This is a genomic window from Nitrospirillum goiasense (assembly GCF_034427435.1).
Taxonomy (GTDB): Bacteria; Pseudomonadota; Alphaproteobacteria; order Azospirillales; family Azospirillaceae; genus Nitrospirillum.
The window spans coordinates 1,328,431-1,351,874 of sequence record NZ_JAXQNP010000003.1; the positions used below are offsets into that span (position 1 = coordinate 1,328,431).

At 61.1% G+C, this 23,444-nt stretch carries 15 protein-coding genes, 4 pseudogenes and 3 other annotated features; of the genes and pseudogenes, 4 read left to right on the forward strand and 15 right to left on the reverse strand.

All coding sequences use genetic code 11. From position 1 onward, the window contains the following. Positions 1–155 precede the first annotated feature (155 nt). The 3 genes from ULB03_RS20165 (at position 156) to ULB03_RS20175 (ending at position 4,180) form a co-directional block, all read left to right on the forward strand. Positions 156–1,097 carry a hypothetical protein gene (locus ULB03_RS20165; protein ID WP_322484877.1) on the forward strand — a complete coding sequence of 314 codons (942 nt, stop codon included), beginning with the start codon at positions 156–158 and terminating at the stop codon, positions 1,095–1,097. 159 nt (positions 1,098–1,256) lie between these two features. Further along, positions 1,257–2,582, forward strand: a complete 1,326-nt coding sequence (locus ULB03_RS20170; protein WP_322484878.1) for a phospholipase D-like domain-containing protein — start codon at positions 1,257–1,259, stop codon at positions 2,580–2,582. After that, complete coding sequence (locus ULB03_RS20175) at positions 2,579–4,180, forward strand: sigma-54-dependent transcriptional regulator (RefSeq protein WP_322484879.1); 1,602 nt, start codon at positions 2,579–2,581, stop codon at positions 4,178–4,180. Before ULB03_RS20170 ends, ULB03_RS20175 begins: the two co-directional genes overlap by 4 nt. Before the next feature lie 200 nt (positions 4,181–4,380). Here ULB03_RS20175 and ULB03_RS20180 read toward each other — a convergent pair. From ULB03_RS20180 to ULB03_RS20225, 10 genes and pseudogenes are all read right to left on the reverse strand, one after another. After that, a pseudogene (locus tag ULB03_RS20180) lies at positions 4,381–4,752 on the reverse strand (IS66 family transposase); the annotation flags it as partial. A gap of 31 nt (positions 4,753–4,783) precedes the next feature. Beyond that, positions 4,784–5,389: a plasmid pRiA4b ORF-3 family protein gene (locus tag ULB03_RS20185; protein WP_322481358.1), complete on the reverse strand. Its 606-nt coding sequence runs from the start codon at positions 5,387–5,389 to the stop codon at positions 4,784–4,786. Then, complete coding sequence (gene tnpC, locus ULB03_RS20190) at positions 5,386–6,966, reverse strand: IS66 family transposase (RefSeq protein ID WP_322481359.1); 1,581 nt, start codon at positions 6,964–6,966, stop codon at positions 5,386–5,388. The genes ULB03_RS20185 and tnpC overlap by 4 nt, the downstream gene beginning before the upstream one ends. A gap of 87 nt (positions 6,967–7,053) precedes the next feature. Next, a complete protein-coding gene (tnpB, locus tag ULB03_RS20195; protein WP_322481360.1) occupies positions 7,054–7,401 on the reverse strand; it encodes an IS66 family insertion sequence element accessory protein TnpB in 348 nt (115 codons plus the stop codon). Then, the gene (gene tnpA / locus ULB03_RS20200) at positions 7,398–7,832 is read right to left on the reverse strand and encodes an IS66-like element accessory protein TnpA (protein ID WP_322481361.1); all 435 of its coding nucleotides are present in this window, start codon (positions 7,830–7,832) and stop codon (positions 7,398–7,400) included. Before tnpA ends, tnpB begins: the two co-directional genes overlap by 4 nt. Before the next feature lie 77 nt (positions 7,833–7,909). Then, positions 7,910–8,338 (reverse strand): annotated as a pseudogene (locus ULB03_RS20205) (transposase); the annotation flags it as partial. Then, positions 7,916–8,032 (reverse strand) — a sequence feature (AL1L pseudoknot). (Overlaps the previous pseudogene by 117 nt.) 117 nt (positions 8,339–8,455) lie before the next feature. Continuing rightward, the gene (locus ULB03_RS20210) at positions 8,456–10,144 is read right to left on the reverse strand and encodes a nuclease-related domain-containing DEAD/DEAH box helicase (protein ID WP_322484880.1); all 1,689 of its coding nucleotides are present in this window, start codon (positions 10,142–10,144) and stop codon (positions 8,456–8,458) included. Further along, positions 10,144–11,976, reverse strand: a complete 1,833-nt coding sequence (locus tag ULB03_RS20215) for a DUF1998 domain-containing protein (protein ID WP_322484881.1) — start codon at positions 11,974–11,976, stop codon at positions 10,144–10,146. Before ULB03_RS20215 ends, ULB03_RS20210 begins: the two co-directional genes overlap by 1 nt. Next, positions 11,966–15,136: a helicase-related protein gene (locus ULB03_RS20220; protein WP_322484882.1), complete on the reverse strand. Its 3,171-nt coding sequence runs from the start codon at positions 15,134–15,136 to the stop codon at positions 11,966–11,968. The genes ULB03_RS20215 and ULB03_RS20220 overlap by 11 nt, the downstream gene beginning before the upstream one ends. After that, the gene (locus ULB03_RS20225) at positions 15,133–17,079 is read right to left on the reverse strand and encodes a UvrD-helicase domain-containing protein (RefSeq protein ID WP_322484883.1); all 1,947 of its coding nucleotides are present in this window, start codon (positions 17,077–17,079) and stop codon (positions 15,133–15,135) included. The genes ULB03_RS20220 and ULB03_RS20225 overlap by 4 nt, the downstream gene beginning before the upstream one ends. A gap of 573 nt (positions 17,080–17,652) precedes the next feature. Between ULB03_RS20225 and ULB03_RS20230 the strand changes: the two are divergent. Then, positions 17,653–18,906: pseudogene (locus tag ULB03_RS20230) on the forward strand (IS3 family transposase). After that, positions 17,959–18,075: a sequence feature (AL1L pseudoknot), on the forward strand. It overlaps the preceding pseudogene by 117 nt. A 186-nt stretch (positions 18,907–19,092) precedes the next feature. On the opposite strand, the gene ULB03_RS20235 reads toward ULB03_RS20230, so the two are convergent. The 5 genes and pseudogenes from ULB03_RS20235 to ULB03_RS20255 form a co-directional block, all read right to left on the reverse strand. Continuing rightward, positions 19,093–20,070 (reverse strand): DNA cytosine methyltransferase, encoded by a 978-nt coding sequence (locus ULB03_RS20235; RefSeq protein WP_322485239.1) that lies wholly within the window; start codon positions 20,068–20,070, stop codon positions 19,093–19,095. Positions 20,071–20,107: 37 nt separating this feature from the next. Beyond that, complete coding sequence (locus ULB03_RS20240) at positions 20,108–20,584, reverse strand: very short patch repair endonuclease (RefSeq protein WP_322484884.1); 477 nt, start codon at positions 20,582–20,584, stop codon at positions 20,108–20,110. Positions 20,585–20,596: 12 nt separating this feature from the next. Continuing rightward, positions 20,597–20,956 (reverse strand): AIPR family protein, encoded by a 360-nt coding sequence (locus tag ULB03_RS20245; RefSeq protein WP_416211164.1) that lies wholly within the window; start codon positions 20,954–20,956, stop codon positions 20,597–20,599. A gap of 73 nt (positions 20,957–21,029) precedes the next feature. Beyond that, positions 21,030–22,283, reverse strand: a pseudogene (locus ULB03_RS20250) (IS3 family transposase). After that, positions 21,861–21,977, reverse strand: a sequence feature (AL1L pseudoknot). Its footprint overlaps the pseudogene before it by 117 nt. A 241-nt stretch (positions 22,284–22,524) precedes the next feature. After that, positions 22,525–23,370, reverse strand: a complete 846-nt coding sequence (locus ULB03_RS20255) for a helix-turn-helix domain-containing protein (protein WP_322484885.1) — start codon at positions 23,368–23,370, stop codon at positions 22,525–22,527. Positions 23,371–23,444 lie beyond the last annotated feature (74 nt).

Genomic DNA, 23,444 nt, shown 5'->3' on the forward strand with positions numbered 1-23,444 from the left:
GCCGCTACCGTGGCCGTCGAGCAGGAGCGCCCGGAGTTCCTGGCAATCGTCCAACTCGCCAAGCATTGCGGGGGGAGCTGACCCCTCAACAAGTCCAGCAGGAGTTGTTCAAACCCCTTCCGGAGCAAGCTTGCCGTCTCGCCCTGGACCGCTGCGTGAAGTTGAAGATGCTTGAATGGGCCGACGGGGTTGCCCGGTTGAGCGAGCTGGGCGATCTGGCCATCGAAACCGGCAAGGTTCTGGTGGCGGAGCAGGGTGTCTGGCGGTTCCACCTCATTGATGATCCGCTTGTGCCGAATCCCGTGGTTCACGCGGAGCGCATCAAGACTGAGGCGGCACATAAACTTCTGTCCAAGCAAAAGAAGGGAGAGGAGGATTTTCGCGGACAGCTTTTTTCTCCGGCCCTGCTCATCAGGGACAGCATCAATACGGCTGCGCATCGGTCGCTTGCCGATTCCAAGCTCAGGCAGATCCAGGACGTTGGCGAGAAGGGGCAGGAACGTGAGAAGGGGAGCTTGAAGCTCGATCTTTCCTGGCGGAAGGATGGTCCTCCCATGGTCCGCCTGACGGGGCGATTGCCGGAGAGCGAACACCGTATCGATGCCGTAGCCGGCTCGGATATGGGGGGGTGGACGTATGCGGAGCTGTGGATGGAGCTTGCCTCTGCGGCAACCACTATCCCCGTTGAGGTTCTGTCAGGCATTCAAGCGCGCCTTGGCCTGCGGGCTGTGCCGGTTCCCTTTGAAGCCGTAGACATCAACGGCCGAAAGACCTTTCGAATGGACTTCCCCGTGCCGAAAACGAGGGTCCGGGGTATCGGGGACTTCCTGCCGTCATCTCTGAGCCAAGCGGACATTCTTCCCGCCACTGACCGGGATGCCCAGGATTGGTGCGAGTGGCTCCAGTGGAACGAAATCACCGACTACGTGACGCCGGAAATGCTGCGCACTCAGGCAGCCGGTGTGCTGGCCAAGTTCCCGCACCATCGACCGAGTCCGCTTGGGCCGGACGCCATGCGTGCCCTTGCCCTTAGTAACGATAATCTCAGCGCGGTGCGTCATGTCCTCGCCCCAGCTGATCTTGGACTGTGGAGATGAATCATGATCGCACCGATTTCTTGTGAACATGTCCTTGATCTGACTGCTGAGCCCCTTGGTCCGGGATGGCTGCGCCGGTCCGAAACCCGGCCCGAAATGACGGAGGCACCGAGTCCGGGTGTATGGCGGAGCGGTCCTGAGGGGCGTTTCCGGTCGGCCATGATCGAAGCGCTGGATGGTGCAAGGGAGGTCGCCCAGGTCTGCGCGTTTCTGCTTGCCGATAAGGAATTGGCCGAGGCCATGTTGCGGGCCGCCGAGCGGAACGTTCGGGTTTATGCCCTTACGGCGTCGGAGCAGCGGATCGGCAAGCTGTTGCGCGAGGATGACGGTTTCGACCAGCGCATGGCGGAGGAGCATAAACGGCTTCTCGACCAACTCGCGGGGAAGGTGCTGGTTCGTTCGGCCGAACACTTTCATGCCAAGTTTCTGGTGGTCGATGCCCATGATCCGGTGAGGTCCGTAGGCTTCCTTTCCACCGCCAATTTCAACCGCGCCCTGCATGAAAACATTGAGCTCGGAGTCCGTTTGCAGGGCAACGATGCCGCGGAACTGGCCGCGTACTTCAACTGGGCATTCTGGTGCGAGGCCGAGCGCGAATTGACTGAAAAGGGGCGTCTGCTTCCCGTGCCGCCGCCGCCGGGTCAGCCGAAGGTGCCCGCTGGACCGCATATTGTGGGCACGCTGCGCTCGCGTCTGGTTCTGCGGGAGACAGTTCTGTCCATGATCGGGCGGGCGCGGCGGCACATCCTGCTATCGACGTATGGCATCGAGTGGACCCACGAGGCGACACAAGCGTTGCTGGAGGCCCTGCGCCAAAACGTACAGGTGACGATCATGACGCGGCCGCGCCCGGCAGTCTCCGCCGCTGTATCGGCGCTGGCGGAAGCCGGTGCAACCATTGTCGGGCACGACAAGCTGCATGCCAAGGCCCTGGTCACTGAAGAATCGGCCCTGGTCATGTCCGCCAATCTGGAAACCGGCGGGCTTGACCATGGATTCGAGGTAGGGGTTGTGCTGTCCGGGCGGATGGCCGATGGCATTGAGGCCACCCTGCGGCAGTGGGAGCAGGACTTCCCCTGGGTTTTCCGAGGAGACGCCATGCGAGGTGAGCATCTTGGGGATTTTCTGCCGGTGGACCATGGGCTGCGCGATGGGATGATCAAAGTCACGCAACGGCATGATCAGAAATGCCCGGATCAGATCGCCCCCGATGCCCTGCGGCTGACGGAAGTGCCGCGGCCCAGGTTGAATCCCGCCCCGCGTCCGGGGGAGGTGCCGCAACACATCGCCTTTACGTGGGTGGTGGTGCCGCCGAGGCTGCCAAAGAATGCCAAGCCGCGCCAACCCTCGAGAGCCTCCGAAGGAAATGAATTGCCAATCTACGATCATGGCGGGAAGGCGTATGTCCTGGTTCAGGACGATGTGAAAACCCCCGAGGCACAGCGTCTTGCCAAAGAGCTTTCCGCCATCGTGGTGGTGCCATGACCGCCCCGTCCCCCTCGGAGGCTGTGCTGATCAGTTGGGTCAGCGTCAATCACTGGGCCGGGCCACTGATACCTGCGATTAAGGACCTCAAGGGGGCTCTCGGCGCCCGAGTGCGGACAGTCTATCTGTGTTACCGTGATGTTTCCGGCGAGGAAGGCCGCCGAGAGCGCGAAGCGTTTGAAGAGACGGTGAAGACGCTCAAAAGCGAATTGAAGCCTCATTGTCCCCAAATCATCTATCGACCGTGGAAAACGTCGGCGGTTCCGACCGACCACGACGAGATCCGCAAGTTCGCGGAAGAGGTGCTGCTCCGTATCCGCCAGGAGCACCCGGTCGACTTGCTGGTCATCCACCTGTCGCCGGGAACACCCGCCATGCATGCCGTCTGGCTTACCCTTGCTTCGACCGGCTTCCTGCCAGGGCCGGTAAAACTGATTCAGACGTCGGATCAGCGGGCTCTGGACAGCGGCAAGCCTCCCGTCCAGATCGTTGATTTCAGACTTGATACCGTTCTTCGGCGTTACTCGCAGGCACGGCCTTACTACACCCAAGATGCCGACGATGGTCAGGTCTGGAATCTGGGGGCGGTCAAGAGCCGTGCGCTGAAGGATACGTTGGAAACATTGCGCAAATGGGCTCCATTGCGGATACCTGTTCTTTTGCTTGGCGAGAGAGGCACGGGCAAGACGACGCTCGCCAATTGTCTGCGCGCCATGAGCCCATTTCAGAAGCAACGGGATGATGAGTGGCCGACGGTGGTCTGCGGCCAGTTCCGGACCAACCCTCAATTGGCCCGGTCCGAGCTGTTCGGCCACGCCAAGGGGGCCTTCACCGGCGCGAGTGAGAAACGGATAGGGCTTCTTGAGAAGGCCGATGGGGACACGATTTTCTTTGATGAGATTGCTGATATTGATCGGGATACGCAGCGGCTTCTGATCGCCGCAATGGAGGGGCGTGGGTTCCACCCGTTGGGTGACCCAAAACTCGTGCGGCCAACCTTCCGCGTGGTCTGTGCAACTAACCGCACGCTGGCCGAGCTTCGGAATGATTGTTTGGATCCTGATTTCTTTGACCGGCTCGCCATCCTTGTGCTGACCGTCCCGCCGTTGCGCGACTGTACTGAAGATATCCCTGTCGCCTGGGCCAAGGTCCTGGCGCGGGCGACAGTCACGGCCGCCCTCCGACCGGCTGGATGGGAGCACTTCGCCATCCATCAGGACTTGCTTGCCCAGATCACGCAGCACCCTCTGCCGGGGAACTTTCGGGATCTGCAGCGCGTCGCATTTCATCTCCTCGCGGAGATTAATGCCGGCAGTTCTGACGAAGTGGCTGTTGAAACAGCGATTTGCGCCCTCAGGGATGAGCATGGAGACGACTTGGGGGAGTTTTCTCCTCGTTTCCCGGCCGACTTCGACGCCCGCCTGGCCGAGTTTCGTCGGCGCTGGTTTGATGCGGCGATGCGAGAGGGCCGCGGGAACATTGCTGAAGCCGCGCGACTTCTGGGGATACCTCGCGAGACGCTGAAACACCATGTGTCGAAGGACACAGCCGGTCGAGGGGGAAAGCGGAGGGCCGCTATTTTACCCAGCAACTCTTGACAGGCCTCGAAGTGCGTAAGACTGGATGTTTGTCCGAGGTGAGGTGGCTCGGCCCCGCAATCACGCGGATCAAGGGTTGCTCGTGGTATTGAGCCTTTCCTCACCGTGAGGAGGACGAGCCATGGAGCAGTATAGCAACGAAGCCTATATCGGATTGGACGTTTCGTAAGCATGCGGCGTAGGCCGCAGGTTGGCGGCGATCAGGCCGCCACGGCGGGCGCCGCCGAGGGCGTGGGTGTCCAGCGCCAGGGCAGCAATTCGTCGAGCCGGTGTGCCGGATGGGCGGCGATCCGGGCGAGGACGTCGGCCAGCCAGGCCTGGGGATCGACGCCGTTCATCTTGGCGGTGACGATCAGGCTGTACAGGGCGGCGGCGCGCTGTCCGCCACGGTCGGAGCCGCAGAACATCCAGGACTTCCTCCCGAGCGCGATGCCGCGTAGCGCGCGTTCGGCGGCGTTGTTGGACAGGCAGACGCGGCCATCGTCCAGGAACAGGGTGAAGGCCGCCCACCGCTTCAGGATATAGTCGATGGCCCGGGCGAGGTCATGGCCACGGGACAGCTTTGCGCGCTGCTCGGTAAGCGTCAGCGGGTGGACGATCAATTCAGCGGTTGACGGCTTTCTTCATTCTTGAAGCACTGGCGATCCGTTTGAATGCGAGGTGGATCTGCTCTTCGCTGATGTTGTCCGGGTCGTAGGGGCCGCCGTACCAGTCGAGGGCCTCCTTCTTCTTTTTGCTGCCTCTGCCCTTGTCGGGCCCGGCGATGTCTTCGAGGAACTCGTAGTAGCCGGGCAAACCGCCGCAATCCTCGGGCGGGCAGCGCCGCTCTCCGCCGAGGAACTGAGGGTATGGCTGGTCCGGCTGGGCGGCCTCGACGCGCTCAATGATGAGCCGGTGTTCCCAGTTGTCGCCCATGTCGTAGACGTAGCCGACGGTCTCGACGTCGGCGTCGAGCAGCTTCTGCAGCTTGACCGTGCTGGCGCGCTTGATGGTGCGGCCCCAGTCCATGCCATCGGGGTCGGGCAGGCCGTAGGTTGTCCCTTCCACCTCGAACTCCCAGAGATGGTAGTCGAGCCAGCCCATGGCGGCTTGGATGATCTTGTGGAGCGCCGCGAGGCTGGTGGTGCCGCGCACGGCGACACGCCGCCAGACCAGGGGCTCGGTATGAAGCAGTTCGATGCGCAGGATGGCGAGGGTGTCGGCGGTCATGCCGCGAGTTTGTCAGCCTGGCGCGTCCAGTTCCAGGGGAGAAGCTCGGCCAGCCGGTTGATGGGGTGGCCCTTGGCCATGCGGTCCAGGACGTCGGCCAGATAGGCTTCGGGATCAAGCCCATTCAGCTTCGCCGTCTCCAGGACGGAGTAGAGGAGTGCGGCCCTGTCGCCGCCCGCCTCGGAGCCCAGGAACAGGAAGTTCTTCCGGGTGAGGGCGATGCCGCGCAGGGAGCGTTCGGCGGGGTTGTTGTCGATGGCGATGCGGCCGTCGGCGGCATAGAGGGTGAGCTGGTCCCAGCGGGTCAGTGCATACCCGATGGCCTTGCCGAGTGTGTTCTTCGCCGACAGGCGCTGCCGCTGCGCCTCGAGCCATGGCTTGAGGTCGTCCAGGATGGGAACGGCCAATTGCCGTCGGGCGTTCCGGCGCTGGTCGGCCGACAGGCCGGTGATCGCGGCCTCGACCTCATAGAGGCGCCCGATCCGGCGCAAGGCCTCCTCGGCGATCGGTGACTTGGTCTTCTCGTACTGGTCGTAGAGGTGCCGCCGCGCATGCGCCCAGCACGCCGCGTGGACGATGGTTGGTGGTGCGATGCTGGACGGTCGCGTCAGGGCCTTATAGCCGGTGTAGGCGTCGGCCTGGATCACCCCGCTGAACCCGGCGAGATGGTCGCGGGGCCGCTCGCCCTTGCGGTCCGGGCTGAAGCGATAGAACGCCGCTGGCGCACGCTCGCCGCACCAGGGCCGTTCATCGACCAGATAGGTCCAAAGGCGACCAAGCCTGGTCTGGCCGTTGCCGGGGGCCAGCACCTTGATCGGCGTGTCGTCGGTGTGGATGATCGGCGCCGCCATCACATGGGCGCCGATCAGACCGGCCAGGGGCGCCACCCACCAGGCGGCATGGCCGACCCAATCAGCCAAGGTCGCGCGCTCGATCGCGACGCCCTCGCGCGCCAGGATCGCCGATTGCCGGTAGAGCGGCAGCCCGTCCAGATACTTCGACACCACGACATTGGCCAACAGGCCGGGCCCGGGGCGCCCCTTCTCCACCGGCAGGTCCGGTGCCGCTGCCTGGATGATCGCCTCGCACGCCCGGCAGGAGAGCTTCGGCCGGATGTGGCGGATCACCTTGAGCCGGGCCGGGACCTTCTCCAGCACCTCGGTCACGTCCTCGCCCAGCTTGGAGAAATGCGTGCCGCCACAACCGGGGCAGACATCACCGGGCGAGTGGATGACCTCCTCGCGCACCAGATGCTCTGGCAAAGGCCGACGCACCGGATGGCGCTGGTCCCGTGGGCGCCGTTCCGGGGCCGCGCTCCCCGCATCCAGCGACGGCGCCGTCCGGGCCGCTTCGCCTTCCTCCAGGTCTTCCAGCATTAGTTCCAGTTGCGCGATCTGCCGGTCCAGCTTCTCCGACGAGCGGCCGAACTGCATCCGGCGCAACTTGGCGAGTTGGGCCTTGTACTGTTCGATCAGGATGCGCGCGCCGGTCAGTTCCGCCCGCGCCGCGGCCAGTTCAGCCTCGCGTTCGGCAAGCCGGGCACGAAGCTCGGCGATCTCTCCGGCGGCATCGATCATGGGACCGGATTATACCCGAAACCGCCACCATCGGCAGGGTGGTGGACAGCATCCGAGTCACTTTGCCGCGTGGGGGCCGCGCGGGCTTCAGCACGCCGCCTCCGGCCGCCAGGTCCGCACCGGCGTCCGCCAATCGATCCCCTCCAGCAGCATGGAAACCTGGGCGGCGGTGAGCGCGACAGAGCCCTCCTTGGCCTGCGGCCAGACAAACCGGCCGCGCTCCAGCCGCTTGGCGAACAGGCAGAGGCCCTGGCCGTCCCACCATAAAATCTTGATCAGGTCACCGCGACGGCCCCGGAAGGCGTAAAGCGCGCCGTCATGGGGATCGAGCTTCAGCATCGTCTGCACCTGGGCGGCCAGGCTGTCGAACCCACGGCGCATGTCCGTGGCGCCGCACGCCAGATAAAGGCGAACATTGCCGGGAATGCCGATCACGACAGCGCCGCCAAAACCCGGCGCAAGGCGCCCTCGCTGACATCACCGGTGATCCGCAACCTCACACCGGTCGGCAGTTCGACCTCAATCACGCCTACGGCCATGGGCGCGCCCTCCGGCACCTCGGGCACGAGGGCCGGTTCGGGCAAAGCCCCGCCGTCAATGACCGAGACCGGCACGAACCCCGTCAACTCGCCTGACCGGAATTGCTTGCGCCAAGTCGATAGTTGGCCAGTGCTGATACCGTGCATCCGGCACGTCAGGCTTGGCGACGACCCCGGCGCCACACTCTGCGCCAGAACCCGCAGCTTCTCCTCGATGCTCCAACGCCGCCGCCGCTCCGGCCCGCTCAGAACCTCGCCCTGCAACTCCGCAGCGCTCGTATGAGCACTTCGAAGCGCCTCCTTGCTAATCACCGATACCGCGTCCATGCCCCCACCGCTCAAGCTGAGCAGCCAGCATGCCCATCAATAACGCCATGAGAAGGCGACCCTGCGCTGACGCTTACGGTGGACGGGGCGATCGGCAGGACCTGGCAGATCGGCTCGACCCCGTGCGTACCCCGATGCTCGTCGATGAAGGCGATCATGGCTTGAACCGGCGGTCGAGCTCCGCCATCGCAAAATACGCGCTGGCCTTGCGCAGGATCTTGCTGCTCCGCGCTGCCCTATGGGTCATTCGCCTGCCGCAGTTCCCGGTTCTCCCGTTCCAACGCCTTCAGCCGTTCCGCCGTCTCGCTTGGAACACCGGCCCGCGTGCCAGCTTCAACTTCGGCCTTCTTCACCCATTCGTTCAGCGTCTGGCCGGAACAGCCGATCTTCGCCGCGATCGACATCACCGTCGCCCATCGCGACGGATGGTCCTTCTCATGATCCAGCACCAATCGAACCGCGCGGGCTCGGACCTCGGGGGAGAACTTGTTCGTCGTCTTGCTCATCGTGGCTTCAATCTCTCAGGAGTGGAAGCCTCCGACAATCCCGGAGCGGTTCAGCCATCTCAAGCGATGTTGCTAACGCGCCCTCCCGCGTTAACCAACGAAGAATTTGCTGTACACTTAGGGTGAGACGATAGCCGTCTCCTTGAGCCACTTCATGTCAGATGCTCGTGCAACTACAGCAAGATAAAACCGCGGCCGGGATAAACCAACATACGCCAACTCACCATTTGCAAGATCGCTTTCAGCTACAACTAGTATTATCGCCGATCTTTCGAGGCCCTTGAAGCGCCTCAGTGTATCAACCACGATACGATCAGTGCTGAGATCGGAACAATTCGCAAACTCCAAGTGGGACCGTGATACTGTTATCAGAAAGCGTTCAACCCAAGCCGCGTTGGGTAAGAGCACAGCAATCTCGCTGGCTGACACATCGTTCTGATATACTAGTCTACGGACTTCTTCATAAGCTGCCATGAGCAGAGCATCCAAAGTCCGGACCTCGATCCAGTTCACCGCCAATCCATCTGGACCCTCGGGAATGACTTCCGGTCCTTCGTAGTGCACTACTGCGGCAGCGTGTATAGATTTCGTGTTGCGAAGGTTGCGACACAAACGGATGGGCACCAATTGCAGATCAGTGGCCGGCACGTTCTGTCGAGTGTAGACCCTCTGGTTAGCATCAGAAAAGATACGCAAACGGCCGCCCGGCAGCAAAGCGGACTCTATCGCGACCCACCAGCTATCCTGAAAATCCTGCCCTTCATCGACGACTATAGTTTTCCACATCAGGTCCGGCTTCGCTGCTACTGCATCCATAAGGAGTTCCGGCAGGGTATTGTCGAAGAACTTCTGATCCCGGCGACCGACAGACGGCAACTCTAACCCGGCCGTTTCGGCAGCATTCAAACAAACCGAGTGAAAGCTACCAACCGTCAGGTTCCCAATAGCGCCGGTTGCGCGCGCAAGTTCATTGGCCAGCGGCCTGCCGAAACATGTCAGAAGTGTCCGCTGTCCCGCGACAGCCATGCGTCTTGCTTCCTCTATGGCGACAATCGTCTTTCCTGTTCCAGCTGCCCCCCTGATCTCAGCCCGACCGATGTCCGCGATCATTTCCAAGACATGAAACTGAGTCGGCTCTAGTACACAGAAGTGCTGGCGGTCGTCCTCCATAGCACCGGCGATCTGGAAACTGAGCGTGAACGGTTGTGCGAGAATGCTCTCAAATGCCGCGATACCGTCTCTGCCAAGCCCCCGGGTTTCGATCCGCGGCGGGACTTCCAGCAATCGTGATTCAATCCATTCGCGGAAGCCATGGCCAAGCTCACGGGAACAGCAGAAGATGTGGGCCGGCCTGTCAGCGCCTAAGTCGCGAGGAGGAGCTGCTGCGTCGGGGAATACGACGCCGTGGCTGTTGTGTATCCAGCGACCCTGCCAGTGCCGTGTTGCCCTCAATTTCGCTAGAAGCTCGTGCTTGGCACTGCGAGCCTGCTCAACAGGGTCCTTGATGCGGAAGCGGAAGCCGTCGCGATCAGTACTCCACCACTGCCGCTCCTCTGGATCGAACGAGATACCCCCGCCTTTGACCTCCAGTGTCAGATAGCCCATGCGGGGGTGCGCGATCATAAAATCACATTCGCCATCCCTTTCATTGCCAAGATGATCGGTCCCAAGCCATGGGCTCGAATAAAACACCGTGAAGCTGTCATCCAACACCGCTGCCAGTCGGTCGTAGACACGAACCTCCGCACTGCGCCGGCGGTCCTGTCTGATAGATACGGGTAACTCACGAGGCCAGAGTATCGCCATCAGCTCCTCGCGATCAGATCGTGAAAGAACCCTACCTCTGACGAATTCGGCTCCCCCACCAGCAGCGCGCGATCCAGAAAATAGTTGAAGGCCTCACACGATGTTTCCGGGGCCAGGACGCACGAATGGCACGCCGAATGAGAGAACGCGTTCTGCGCTCCCATCATGTCCGTAATGCAGAGCGGATCAGACGAGCACCATTCCATGCCGGTAATGGCCCGGACAAGGATGCCTTCTATACGCTTCGCAAGCCCCTGCCTCTGGAGCCCCCCCAGCGTGCCGTCGGCGTCCGTGGTCGCAGTGTAGATCAGCACGCCAGCCATCGGTTCATCGCCGGTCTCGGCATAGATGCGCTCCTGAAGAGACGAACTTGAATACCCGCATTCAAGGGTCAGTTGACGCATCAGCGCATGAGAAAGCGTATGGCAGAGCATGTATCGAGGGCTAATGACCTTTGCCGGTTCCGTGTCGTGCCCGTGCCGGGCCTTCCAGTCCTCACGATAGCGCTGATGGCAGGAAGCCGCACGGGCCGCCACGTCCGGCCGGTTCTCCCATAGCGTCAGCCGTTTCTCATTGAGGGACAAAAAGATGCCTTCGCCCCGGACCTCAATGGCTGGTAGCCAGGACAGTTTTGTCTTTGAAAGCGGCGCTACTTCCGGTGAATCCGGATCGCCGGGTGGATTGATTCTTGTGAACCCAGTGATCGCTCGCACCTCGCGCAGCCGAACAGCACGGACTACCGTAGCTATCCACGGCGCTATTGAATCCGGCACTGTCTCCCGCCGGATTTCAAAGTCGAGATCCTGATCGATACGATCGCCCGGGTCTTCAACAAACTGTCGGAATTCCGCCGGGCGAAGGTCCGTCGTATCGATCTCGCTGTAGCTCTCCACGCGCCTGTCGATCGCAGCCGCCAGTTGGGCTGGCGACATCTTGAGCTCCTTCAGGATTGGACCGAGCTCGCCCCTGCTCATCATCTCTATGAAGGATTCACGCTGCGTGCTGTCGATGCTCACCAGAGTATTCCAATAGTCACCGACGCTGTCCTGAAGCCTATCCGACCATGGCGGGATGCTGAGCGCAGACTGCGTAACAGGAAAATAGAGATTCGAGGCACCGCGCTGTACGGCAACGACCTGTTCAGTGCAGGTCTCGTCCCCGTTGGCAAGCCATGGACGATGGCCGGCACAACGCGAGAAGTGCTCCCAGGTGTGGCTGGAGAAGATGCCGTCCATTGATTTGGATTCATGGCACTTCGGGCAGCTCAGGGTAAGACCCGCAAGACCGGCACCGGTCGACTTCAGATACAACTCGCCACGATGCTTGCACTCTGGTTTGTGCCCAACCCACCAGTGCCACGGAAATTCGTCCACGTGCCCCTTCGGGCATGCCAGCACGAAGCGGACTGGAATTACGAAAACCTTCTGATTGCCGGGCTTCTTCGCCGTGCATGTGGAGCAATATCGATAGGCTTTCCCGGGGTCATCACCCCAATGCCGCACTGGCGCCACGCGATCGCACTCAGGGCATTGCAGCCATTGTGGAAAACGTACCGCCACAAGTCTGCGCGGATCAGGATCCTCCCCTTTTCGCCGTTCCTTGATCACCGGAGGGAGCCGGAAGCCGTGCACACCAAGCTTTTTCTGCAGCCGGGTTTCGCGTACGGACTGTGTGTTCGCAAGGCCGGCGGGTGGAAAGGAGCGATCCCATTCCTCCAGGCCCGCAGCCATGCCGGAAACCGGCGCGTTGTCGGCACGATAGTCGACAACGGCTCCGGGACCGAAAAGCGAGACGACGGCGCTGCGCCTCAGGTCCTGCAGATCATTCGCCATGGCTATCCCCCTTCTCTTTCAGCACGGGGGCAAGCCGGAAGGGCGTACCGGTTTCCACTGTGCGCATCGAGTTCAGCGTGGGCCACGCTGATCCCGGTCTTTGTCCCAGCGCCTTCTTCCACGCCGCGCGCTCGGCGCTGAGAAGGAGCGACGCATTTTCCTTGCGATCCTGCCAGTAATGTTCAGGTGCCCGCGCGATCCACTGGTCGAGCTTTCGTTCCAGCTCGTAGCGAACCGCCTTCTCCTCAGGATCGATGCGCTCCGCCCGCTCCACTATCAGGTCGATCAGCTCTTCAGCCTTGCTAATAGCGGGATCGTTCAGGACAGGACTATTGAGCATTCCGGGCGCCAGATGCCGTATCGCGGCCACTAGAGCGGCGTGCAGTGCGCGGTCACGGGCGCGGGACGCGAAGGGTGTCACGCTGGTGGCTTCGACATCCCTGTAGAGCGTTTGGTGCCAGCCGCTGAATGTTTCAAACCGTGACCGGTCGCGAGCCTTCGCGTTGTTGAGCACCGAGACCACCAGCCCGCTGACCGAGCCGCGGCCGACCCGGCTTGTGGCCTGAATGTATTCAGCGATCGCCTTGGGCTGACCGTTGACAATCATCAGGCCGAGCCGCGGAATGTCCACGCCGACACTGACCATGTTGGTCGCAAGAACGGTATCCAGCGCTCCGGCCTGTCCGGCCCGGATCGCCAGCCTGCTCAGCATTTCAAGGATCTCTTCCTGGGTGCGGCGGGAGGTCAGCTCCTCCACGTTATGCATCGCACGGATGTTCGCTTTCTCACCCCTTGCACTACTGTACAGCCGGATACTGTCGCTAACGTCGTCCTGCATGAGCACAAGCGCTCCACCCAGTTCACGAAGCGAGTTGAAGTATCCGATCAGCGTCCAGTACGGGTCTCTGGTGCGGTCATCGGAGAAGGCTCCCGCCGCCGATTGAAGCAGCGATGCCGCAACCGCCTGAAGGGTGAATTTAGCGGACCGGCCGGCAGTCGATACGCCGACATAGCGTCTGCCTGTGGATTTCGGATCAAGAACCGCGAAGCCGGAATTGTCGTGATTGATGGCGGGCGGCGGAAACTGACAGGCGGAGCGATCGAACAGGTCAAGGACCTGCTCGGAAGCCCGTCTGATAGTTGCCGTTGAGCCAATGACCTTCGGATAACAACCATCTTTTGAGAACAGAATATCGAATGCAGACTCGTAGGTCCCGGCGACAGTGCCGAGCGGACCGGAGATAAGATGCAGTTCGTCCTGTATGATCAGATCGGGCGGATTGCCGGCCGCTATGCCGAACAGCGCGTTTGTTTCCGGGCGGCGCACGATCTGCGCGAATTTATCAACCGTCCCCACAAGCAGCGTGGGATGTTGATCGTACACATCTTCGTCGACAGTCCAGACGGGGAGCGGCCCCTCCAGAACGCATCCTTTGCTTTCGCAGCGGGGAATGACTGGCGAGGCGACCGACGCCTGCGTCCAGCGAATTTTTGCCTGGCACGCGGGGCATAGCGCTAGCTGTTCCGGAGAGGCCAGTTCCCGCGCACCCTGAAGAGCAGCGTAGGCATTGGCACGGCTGTTCGGGCTCGCATCGCCGCCGACCCACAGCCCGATGGAAAAAGGCGCAAGACCTTTAAGCGATTGCCCCTGTGGCGTCGCTATCCGCTCGGACCGGATCGCTTCACAGGCCAGAATCATCGCGGCGGAGCGGGCGAACTGCTGGGTTGTCAGGAGGCGCAGCGTGTAGCGCATCAGCGCCGCTACACCCGCTCCGCCCGCATTCTTCGCCGCAAGTCGCCGATAGAAGGCAACCATCGCTATCAGGGCGAGATAAGCTTCGGTCTTGCCGCCGCCTGTGGGGAACCACAGAAGGTCCATGACCTCGCGATCATCATGATCGCTACGTGCTGCTGAAACCCCGCTGAGCAACAAAAAACCCAGCTGGAACGGTCGCCACCGCAGCGCGCCGTGCTTCGATTTTTCCGGGTCCCACTGATGCTGGGTATGCATCGCCAAGTTTGAAAGCCGAAAGGCACTCGTAAGCAGCGGGTCGTTGCATATCTCATCGATAGCGCGCCGCATCCGCACCAGTACGTTTGCGCACTGATCCAGGTTCGCGCGGCCAGTCAAAGCGTGGGTACCCGTGATCTTCTCCGCCAGCAACTCCTCTTGGCCTTTGAGCCATCGCTCGTAGCAGTCGCAGACCGAATTGAGGCCCGCCCGCAAAGCCAGTTGATCGGCCATTGTCAAAGCAAGAGCAGAAAGAGGATCAAACCCGTTCTTTCCCAGAGCCGAGAAGAGTTCGTGCCCGTTGGGATTGACGCCGGGTACGGTAGACGACGGTATCCATGATGTGGCAATCCACTCGGTCACAGGCAACTGATCAGGCTCGTCAATAACCGGTCCCCACGACGCCGCGCAGACATGGCCGGACGCAAATTCGTAGACATTACGGAACAGAAGACTGTTGGACTTCTCGTCGGCATCGCCCTGATCGGGGCGGCCGGACGCACTGCGGGAGGTCGGCTTCGGGACGAGCTTAGTCCCTTCTCCCGGCGTGATATGCAATGACGTCTGAAACATTGACGCCATTTCAAGCTCATCTCGACCTGCACCGGGGGGCGTTCCATTGATCAAGGAGACGGTAACCAGCAGGCTGCCATTGGAGGAAATGCTACGGATGTGCATTTGAGCTCCCGAGGCAGCAGGATTGAAATCAGACAGGCGGACCGTCCTGCTTCCCTCAGAAAGTTCTAAGCTGGTAACGACGACCTCAATCTGGTTTCTTACCCACTGCTTGCGCTCTTCCTGCTCCTGAACCGCATAGCGTCCGAAACGAACCCGGATATCCGCACGCGCCGGCTCGCCGGTTACACAGAAGGAAACGCCGGCTACACAGGGCTTCTGTACAGAATTTATCGGAACGCTGTCAGTTTCATTGCTTTCGCCATCGCCGCCGCCGGCGACCCCTCCGGCCGCGAGGGTGTCATCATCCTCACCCGCCATCTCAGTGCGCTGCGGCCAGAGAATGCCCGTGAGATAAACATCGCTCGGACGATCAGAGAGCGTTTCGTCGGCGCGGCGCGGCCCAAGAAGGTCTTCGTTGAGTCGCCTGACGAGAGCGTCGCGATCGGGAGATTTGTCGGGCATGGATGTCATGTTGATTGCGCCTTCTTGAATTCCGCGCGGGTGAATGACGCGCACCGCGGTGCCAACAGAAAACCGGACTGGGCCCAGGGCTCGTGAAGTTTTTCCAGCTGCGGGTCTCCGGCCGGTATCGCGATCGTACGGCTCCCGCGGGCTTTGATGTACCAGACAGAGGTCGGCGGCCTCAGTTTCGCGCCTTTTCTTGCAGTAAGAATGTTCGCAATGCTCCACAGGTCATCCCTGAGACGGGACGTGAACCATCCGAGAGTAACATCCGCACCGGGATCAAAAAGACGATAGTTCCACTGCTGGTCGGCACTGCTGGCAATCCGCAGTCCATTCACCATGGTGCCGCAATGAACACCCAACCAAGCCTGTGCTTTGGCAGCCTCTTCCGCGGACATGTATGACCGGCCAACGAGAGAGGCCGCACCAACATCTTCAGGCCGGCCGATTTCGACCATCGCCAGAGATTTTTCCTTGCGGCCCACTCCGCGGTAGGCACGGCCGGATTCGATCTGTGATCCAGTCCACTTCCGTGCTTTACCGACCTTAAGCGTGGATCGGGCGCGCGTTGAACCGACAAAGAGCACCCGAGTTTCCTCTTCCTCCTCGGCAACGTCCACAAACTCGTCAGGATCAGGCATCAGCAGGAAGACGTTGTCAGCCTCACGTCCCTTGCTGGCATGGATAGTCCCGATCACCGGCCCCTGCAGACCGTACTCCTGAACAGCCAGCTCAACGGGCGGCGCATATCGACCCAGGCGGGTCCGCAGGCGCTTCATGTCAAGGGACCCATCCGCTGCACCGCCAGCTCTTAAGAGCCTGTCCCAAGCCTCCTGCACGCCATAGTCCGGTAGGCAAGTATTTTCAACGCGCGCAAGCCAAAGCGCCATGAATTCTTGCTTGCCCATGTGAGATTGAATATAGTCATGGAAGCAAAGGGCTATCCATGGGGGGAGTCCGGCACCATATCCTGATAAACGAACAGAATGCGGGGCCGTACAATACTGAGACGCCTCGAGGGCTTCTGGCCGAGTCCGGAACAAAATAAGAGAACTAGCAGGCATATTATCAATATTTAGCTCGGTCGGACTCAGATCGTCTTCGTCAGCATTCGCAATAATCCCGTTCCTTACCTTGGAAAAAACACCGCCGTCTTGACCTCCGCCGGCCAAGACCATGTCCCGTACATCAGTGAAGATTCCCAGCAGGCTAGGTGCTGAAGTCCGATGAACTGTATCGAGAGCGGTCCCGACGAATCCGAGCGAGCTGTTGCCGCGTATGCGTTCGAGCAGAGGCATCTCGATTTCATCGACGAAGGTATCTTCGGAGAAGCCATAAATGGCCTGCGCTTCATCCGCGAAGATTGTGACACCGGCGTCAGGGTTCAGAGTTGCAATTATGGCTTCGACCAGATCAGCGCGGTTACCGACAAGGTCCTGCGCTTCATCAACGATCAGGTGTTCAACGCTGTCCAAATATTCCTGCACCTCCAGATCAGTCCGGATGAGCGAAATAACATGATCAATATTCTCTTCGTAGGTCCCTGTCAGGGTTGCGGTACTGTCATAGCCTGAGTGGATCGACCAGGCGTGTGAATCGACCGTCGCCACTTTTACTGCAAACGCCGCTTCGCCGAGATAATTGTAAAGTCTTGATCTGATCTCGGCGACGGCCGTCCGTGTGAAGCTGATCATCCACGATTTCGAAGGTTGAACCCCACACTCGCTCACCAAGTGAGCAAGGCGCGCGCACGAAACGGCGGTCTTGCCGGTTCCGGGACCGGCTTCAACGATAAGTCGTGCAGAACTATCGCTCTTGATTACCCGTTCCTGAGAATTATCCCAGGCGCCGGCAGGAACCTGATTAACTGGACTCATGCATTCCCCCCCCAGAGCCTCCTTGCCGGCAGCTAGGCCGGAGCGCCACTTACGCGCGTCCGACTCCCCCATGAGTCGGAACGCTATTCAGCGTCCGGTAACCGCTCTGTTTTTTCGCAAAACGCTATCTTTACAATATGTTATAGGCTTCTTGTTGCCGATCGCTTCGTGTGGACGTACGTTGTTGAAGTGGGGGCAACAAGGCTCACCTTTTCGCGGGTGTCGGCAAGGGCTAAGAACCGATACATGTACAGATATTGGTCCGAATACCGCTGAAAGTGTCATTACATGCGTCGGCTGTATGCTCCAGTCGAGAGACACCGAAATGAGGCAGCATTTCACGCGTACCTTCCTATCGTGCTGAAGAGTTTTTACAACCTAGGCGTGAGTTGAAGAACTTACTAATATTCTTCGGTCAGGCTCATTTGGGAGAGGTAATATCTCTCGAATGTTCCTTGAGGAACCTATCTCCTGTCGCGAGTTTCTGCCCCAGCGTTTGCAGGAAGCTCTCGAAGCGCTCTGCGCCTTTCGCCCTCGCTGAGGCCTGCGCGCTATCGGGCAATGGCGGCGTGATGGTCAGCCAGAAGCGGATTGAACCGCTCCGGGATTGTCGGAGGCTTCCACTCCTGAGAGATTGAAGCCACGATGAGCAAGACGACGAACAAGTTCTCCCCCGAGGTCCGAGCCCGCGCGGTTCGATTGGTGCTGGATCATGAGAAGGACCATCCGTCGCGATGGGCGACGGTGATGTCGATCGCGGCGAAGATCGGCTGTTCCGGCCAGACGCTGAACGAATGGGTGAAGAAGGCCGAAGTTGAAGCTGGCACGCGGGCCGGTGTTCCAAGCGAGACGGCGGAACGGCTGAAGGCGTTGGAACGGGAGAACCGGGAACTGCGGCAGGCGAATGACCCATAGGGCAGCGCGGAGCAGCAAGATCCTGCGCAAGGCCAGCGCGTATTTTGCGATGGCGGAGCTCGACCGCCGGTTCAAGCCATGATCGCCTTCATCGACGAGCATCGGGGTACGCACGGGGTCGAGCCGATCTGCCAGGTCCTGCCGATCGCCCCGTCCACCTATCATCGGCATGCATCCCGGCGAACCGATCCAGACCGTCTGCCGGAACGGGCCAGGCGGGACACGGCGCTGAAGATCGCGATCCGGCGGGTATTCGACGAAAACTTCGCTGTCTATGGCGTGCGCAAGGTCTGGCACCAGCTCAGGCGAGAGGGCCGAACTGTTGCTCGCTGCACGGTCGCCCGGCTGATGCGGGACATGGGCCTGCGGGGCGTGATCCGGGGCAAGCCGGTGAAGACCACGGTGAGCGACAAGGCGGCGCCTTGTCCTCTGGACCACGTCAACCGCCAGTTCCATGCACCCCGGCCGAACATGCTGTGGCTGTCGGACTTCACCTACGTCGCCACCTGGCAGGGGTTCGTCTATGTGGCCTTCGTCATCGACGCCTTCGCTCGGCGCATCGTCGGTTGGCGGGTGTCACGGACGGCCCATGCCGCCTTCGTGCTTGATGCCTTGGAGCAGGCCTTGCATGAGCGGCGACCGGTCAAGCACGGCGGGTTGATCCACCATTCGGACAGGGGCGTCCAATACGTCTCGATCAAGTACACCGAACGCTTGGCCGACGCGGGGATCGAACCCTCGGTCGGCAGCGTTGGTGACAGCTATGACAATGCCCTGGCGGAAACCATCAACGGCCTTTACAAGGCCGAGGTGATCCACCGGCGTGGGCCATGGCGTTCCTTCGAGGCCGTCGAGTATGCCACCCTGGAATGGGTCGACTGGTTCAACCACCGGCGGATCCTGGGGCCTATCGGCAACATCCCGCCAGCCGAAGCCGAGGCACGCTTCCACGCCATGCTGGACCAATCGGCAATGGCCGCGTGACTCAAACCAAACTGCCTCCGACAATCCCGGCGCGGTTCAGTCCCCCGGCAACAAATCCCTCAGAGACCCCGCCACAAAAAGCTCAGGCTGACGGCGATCCTTTTGGCCCAACATAGCGATACCTCCCCCGTTATAACCAGGGAATCAGGCATTCTCAGCTTTTTCAACACTCCCATGCCGTTGGTATCACTCAGCGGCCAGCGCTACTCTTTGCTCCGATATCAGGGACCGGACGATAGCCTCCATCACGGGCGGGCATACTCCATTGCCTAGCAGCCTGACTTGGTCCCTACGCGATCCGACGGGTAGCTGATACCCACTCCCGAAGCCCATGGCGCGGCGGAGTTCGGGCACCTGGAGCATGCGAAGCATCGGCTCGCCATCCTTCCATGTGACCAACCCGAAGCGGTCAAGCGTCGTCAGCGTGCGGATCGGACGGTCGAGCGGCTGCCAGCCACCACCGCCATCCGAACCGTAGTACACAATCAGGAAGGGCACACCCATTCCGAGGGTCTTCATGGCGCGCTCGGCGCGGGCAATGGTGCCTTCAGCCCGACCAGGCCGATAGAGTGGTTTCGACTGCCAACCGCCATCCATGAGGACATCGTCAGCTACCGTACCCGATGGCAAGCTGCAGGAGGTGGATAGGGGAACAGGTACCGCTTTCCGATCACAAAGCAGGAACAGCCGCCGCCGGGACTGGGGAGCTCCGAAGTCGGCAGCGTCGAGCACCTGCGGAAGGACGTTGTAGCCTAGCCCCTTGAGGTCCGAGACAAGCGGATCGTATCCATCCCAGCTCCGCATATGGATCACGTTCTCAATCACGATCCAGCGGGGTCGCAACTCCCTTGCGAAATTTGTGACGTAATGGGCAGTCTTCTTGCTTCCCTCGTCGCGTGGGCGGGAACCCTTGGCGCAGGTGTGGTTGGTGCACTCCGGCGAGGCAAGGAGAAGGTCAATTTTGCCGATTTCGCCAAGAATGGAAGGGCTGGAATCCTCCTCCATCCTGACGTTCACGGCCCTCGCGCTGACGAAGTTTGCCTGATAGGTTTGGGTCGCGATGTCCCATGCGTCCACACCGCAGACGATTTCCGCCCCCGCATTCTTCGCGCCCCAGCTGCTCCCGCCGCCGCCGCAGAAAAGATCGATCGTTCTCAGTCGCATCGTCAACAATTACCGGCTTGTGAAGCTCTTTTCCACTTCATTGACCATTTCCATCCTCACATCCCTTCAGGTGTGGCAGTTCGGAGCTTCCTTGGTCGGTTCCTTCCAGCCAGCGCACGAGAAGGTCTTTCAGATTGGTCTCCGAACTGCCCCTGGTCGTGCATTCCCACACGGTGAGGACGCGCCAGCCTGCGGCGAGCAACTCCGTGACAACGGCCTTGTCCCTCTCCACGTTGCGTTCCAGCTTCGCTTTCCAGAACTCGGTGTTGGACGAAGGGACTTTTGCGTGACGGCATCCTTTGTGGCAATGCCAGAAGCAGCCGTGAACAAACACGGCCGCCCGGCGACCAGCCATGACCAGGTCGGGGACGCCTGGAAGGTCTTTGCGGTGCAGGCGATAGCGCACTCCTGCTGCAGTCAGTGCCTTCCGGACCGCCAACTCGGGTTTGGTATTTTTGCCGCGGATCCCCGCCATCATCCTGCTGCGGACGGCTTTGGATACACGATCGGCCATCAGGCTCTCCCATCAGCGCATCTCGGGGATGTTGTCCATGGGAGCCGAATAGATGCTTTCCCGGACAGCATCCCAACATTCGGGCTTTTTCGCCCATTCCGAGACCATCTTGCCCTCAGCTGAATAGTGAAGGACGTCGTTTACGCCTTTCGCCCAGGTCGTGATCTGTTCCTGTAATTGCATTGAGAGGTCCTGATGCATCCAGATTCCATCCAGGTCAATCTTTGGGCCAAGCCGGTCTGCCAGGATGGAGACCGTGTATGCGGCCACGTTCGCCTGGAATGCGGGGAACATTGGACGGACGAGCTTCTGAACTTTCTTGAAAATGATGGCCTTGGCGATCATCCGCTTGTAATCCGCCACGGCAGGCAAGGCTGCTGCAGGCTGTCCATCGACTTCCTTGAACTGAACCGCGCCGGGATTGTCGGAGGCAGTTTGGTTTGAGTCACGCGGCCATTGCCGATTGGTCCAGCATGGCGTGGAAGCGTGCCTCGGCTTCGGCTGGCGGGATGTTGCCGATAGGCCCCAGGATCCGCCGGTGGTTGAACCAGTCGACCCATTCCAGGGTGGCATACTCGACGGCCTCGAAGGAACGCCATGGCCCACGCCGGTGGATCACCTCGGCCTTGTAAAGGCCGTTGATGGTTTCCGCCAGGGCATTGTCATAGCTGTCACCGACGCTGCCGACCGAGGGTTCGATCCCCGCGTCGGCCAAGCGTTCGGTGTACTTGATCGAGACGTATTGGACGCCCCTGTCCGAATGGTGGATCAACCCGCCGTGCTTGACCGGTCGCCGCTCATGCAAGGCCTGCTCCAAGGCATCAAGCACGAAGGCGGCATGGGCCGTCCGTGACACCCGCCAACCGACGATGCGCCGAGCGAAGGCGTCGATGACGAAGGCCACATAGACGAACCCCTGCCAGGTGGCGACGTAGGTGAAGTCCGACAGCCACAGCATGTTCGGCCGGGGTGCATGGAACTGGCGGTTGACGTGGTCCAGAGGACAAGGCGCCGCCTTGTCGCTCACCGTGGTCTTCACCGGCTTGCCCCGGATCACGCCCCGCAGGCCCATGTCCCGCATCAGCCGGGCGACCGTGCAGCGAGCAACAGTTCGGCCCTCTCGCCTGAGCTGGTGCCAGACCTTGCGCACGCCATAGACAGCGAAGTTTTCGTCGAATACCCGCCGGATCGCGATCTTCAGCGCCGTGTCCCGCCTGGCCCGTTCCGGCAGACGGTCTGGATCGGTTCGCCGGGATGCATGCCGATGATAGGTGGACGGGGCGATCGGCAGGACCTGGCAGATCGGCTCGACCCCGTGCGTACCCCGATGCTCGTCGATGAAGGCGATCATGGCTTGAACCGGCGGTCGAGCTCCGCCATCGCAAAATACGCGCTGGCCTTGCGCAGGATCTTGCTGCTCCGCGCTGCCCTATGGGTCATTCGCCTGCCGCAGTTCCCGGTTCTCCCGTTCCAACGCCTTCAGCCGTTCCGCCGTCTCGCTTGGAACACCGGCCCGCGTGCCAGCTTCAACTTCGGCCTTCTTCACCCATTCGTTCAGCGTCTGGCCGGAACAGCCGATCTTCGCCGCGATCGACATCACCGTCGCCCATCGCGACGGATGGTCCTTCTCATGATCCAGCACCAATCGAACCGCGCGGGCTCGGACCTCGGGGGAGAACTTGTTCGTCGTCTTGCTCATCGTGGCTTCAATCTCTCAGGAGTGGAAGCCTCCGACAATCCCGGAGCGGTTCACGGCATCCTCCAAATAGGAAGACGCCGCCGTTCGATGCAACGAACGGCGGCGTTTCCCTGTGCTCCGCGATAGGGCCGCCGGCCCCTTAGAGTTTCTCTGACCTTCGGTGAAGCGTCAGAGAAACTCTAAGCTTTTGTTCCGTCGTGCGATTCACGCTTCAGATGAGTCCATCTGAAGCGATCGCACTCTAGTGCGAGACGCGACGCTCCAGCGTCCAATCCCAGCGCCGGGTCGGCTTGTCGTCGTCCAGCGACGGCTGGCTTCCATCCCGCCACTCACCATAGCTGGCGCCGATTTCCGCGGCGGCGCCCTGCAGCGCGGGCAGGTACTTGGCCCGGAACATGGCTTCCGGCACGGCCTTTTCCATGAAGCGCATGCCGACGCAGCCCAGCAGTTCGCCATCGCTGAAGACCGGCACCGCGGCTGTCGATTCGCCGCGGTACTGGCGGATGTTGATGGCGTAGCCGGCCTTGCGGATATGCGACAGCACCTTGTCGATCAGGTCGCGCTGCCGGCCCGCCCCCTCCATCTCGCCATCGGAGCCGAGGGCGATGTCGAGCAGGGCGGCACGTTGCGCCGAAGGGCTGAACGCTAGGTAGGTGCGCCCCGTTGCGCTGTTCAGCAGGGGCAGGCGCACGCCGGCGTTGTACCGTTCCAGCGCCAGCGGGCTGTTCTTGTCGGTGGTGTGGCGGACCAGCATCGAATTGCCCTGGTTCGTGCTGAACGACACCGGCCAGATCAAGGTCTGGCCCAGTTGGGTGATGATGGGTTGCGCCACCTCCGCCACCCACGACTCGTCATCGAAGCCGTCGGACAGGCAGCGGACCAGCACCGTCAGGCGGTAGCGATCGTCCGTGGTGTCACGGACCGCGTATCCCGCGGAACACAAGGTTTCCAGAACACGGTACGCCGTGGTTCTGGGCAGGTCGATCGCATTGGCGACGTCGGTGACACTCACCCCGTTGCGGCTGTTCAACACCTGCAAGACATCAAGCACGCGCAGCATGGCCCGTACGGGCTTAACCTTTTCCATTCCCAAACTCCCCATTCTGCCAATTATGCGCCGGCAAATTATATATCCGTACATATAGCACGGGTGGGGCCGAC

Bases quoted from the DNA above. Each gene is read 5' to 3' on its own strand.
- ULB03_RS20170 (WP_322484878.1), top strand. From the start codon at position 1,257: ATGATCGAAGCGCTGGATGGTGCAAGGGAGGTCGCCCAGGTCTGCGCG.
- ULB03_RS20175 (WP_322484879.1), top strand. From the start codon at position 2,579: ATGACCGCCCCGTCCCCCTCGGAGGCTGTGCTGATCAGTTGGGTCAGC.
- ULB03_RS20185 (WP_322481358.1), bottom strand. From the start codon at position 5,389: ATGACCGCCGACACCCTCGCCATCCTGCGCATCGAACTGCTTCATACC.
- tnpC (WP_322481359.1), bottom strand. From the start codon at position 6,966: ATGATCGATGCCGCCGGAGAGATCGCCGAGCTTCGTGCCCGGCTTGCC.
- tnpA (WP_322481361.1), bottom strand. From the start codon at position 7,832: ATGGACGCGGTATCGGTGATTAGCAAGGAGGCGCTTCGAAGTGCTCAT.
- ULB03_RS20210 (WP_322484880.1), bottom strand. From the start codon at position 10,144: ATGGCGATACTCTGGCCTCGTGAGTTACCCGTATCTATCAGACAGGAC.
- ULB03_RS20215 (WP_322484881.1), bottom strand. From the start codon at position 11,976: ATGGCGAATGATCTGCAGGACCTGAGGCGCAGCGCCGTCGTCTCGCTT.
- ULB03_RS20220 (WP_322484882.1), bottom strand. From the start codon at position 15,136: ATGACATCCATGCCCGACAAATCTCCCGATCGCGACGCTCTCGTCAGG.
- ULB03_RS20225 (WP_322484883.1), bottom strand. From the start codon at position 17,079: ATGGGGGAGTCGGACGCGCGTAAGTGGCGCTCCGGCCTAGCTGCCGGC.
- ULB03_RS20235 (WP_322485239.1), bottom strand. From the start codon at position 20,070: ATGCGACTGAGAACGATCGATCTTTTCTGCGGCGGCGGCGGGAGCAGC.
- ULB03_RS20240 (WP_322484884.1), bottom strand. From the start codon at position 20,584: ATGGCCGATCGTGTATCCAAAGCCGTCCGCAGCAGGATGATGGCGGGG.
- ULB03_RS20255 (WP_322484885.1), bottom strand. From the start codon at position 23,370: ATGGAAAAGGTTAAGCCCGTACGGGCCATGCTGCGCGTGCTTGATGTC.